1 protein-coding gene is annotated in these 260 nt (G+C 66.9%); it reads right to left on the bottom strand.

The features are described 5' to 3' along the window. The coding region (locus tag IFU30_RS20050; protein ID WP_192006905.1) for an aldehyde dehydrogenase family protein at positions 1 to 260 on the bottom strand (260 nt) is incomplete at both ends.

Below are 260 nucleotides of genomic sequence, written 5' to 3'. Positions count from 1 at the left end.
CTCGGCTTCAGCACGACCGTGTTCCCGGCGGCGATCGCGATCGGGAAGAACCACATCGGCACCATCGCGGGGAAGTTGAACGGCGAGATGATGCCCACGACCCCGAGGGGCTGCTTCGTGGAGTACACGTCGACACCGGTGGAGACCTGCTCGGAGAACTCACCCTTGAGGTGGTGCGCGAGACCGGTCGCGAACTCCACGACCTCCTGCCCGCGCGTGATCTCGCCCAGCGCGTCGGAGACGACCTTGCCGTGCTCCGC

This window comes from Plantibacter sp. CFBP 8798, from assembly GCF_014841195.1.
In the GTDB taxonomy this organism is placed as follows: domain Bacteria; phylum Actinomycetota; class Actinomycetes; order Actinomycetales; family Microbacteriaceae; genus Plantibacter; species Plantibacter auratus.
The sequence above is the reverse complement of the archived record's forward strand: the minus strand, read 5'-3'. Positions and strand labels throughout refer to the sequence as shown.